Source organism: Orrella sp. 11846 (assembly GCF_048820935.1).
Classification (GTDB): Bacteria; Pseudomonadota; Gammaproteobacteria; order Burkholderiales; family Burkholderiaceae_B; genus Algicoccus.
On record NZ_JBMERD010000062.1, the window covers coordinates 1 to 450 of the forward strand.

At 53.3% G+C, this 450-nt stretch carries 1 protein-coding gene; it reads right to left on the reverse strand.

The features are described from left to right. Positions 1 to 450, reverse strand: a 450-nt coding sequence (locus tag ACOI06_RS14620) for an EF-Tu/IF-2/RF-3 family GTPase (protein ID WP_420663321.1), incomplete at its 5' end; no start/stop codon positions are given.

Genomic DNA, 450 nt, shown 5'->3' on the forward strand with positions numbered 1-450 from the left:
TTACTTCAGGATTTTAGCGACGACGCCAGCACCCACGGTACGACCACCTTCACGGATGGCGAAACGCAGACCTTCTTCCATGGCGATCGGAGCAATCAGCTTAACGGTCATGGACACGTTATCGCCAGGCAGAACCATTTCTTTATCTTCTGGCAGCTCGATTGAACCGGTCACGTCTGTCGTACGGAAGTAGAACTGGGGACGATAGCCGTTAAAGAATGGTGTGTGACGACCACCCTCTTCTTTGGACAGAATGTACACCTCGGCGGTGAAATCTGTGTGTGGCTTAATCGAACCGGGCTTGGCCAGAACCTGACCACGCTCCACGTCTTCACGCTTGGTACCACGCAGCAACAGACCCACGTTGTCACCAGCTTGACCCTGATCCAACAACTTACGGAACATTTCAACGCCCGTGCAAGTTGTTTTCACGGTGTCGCGGATACCCAC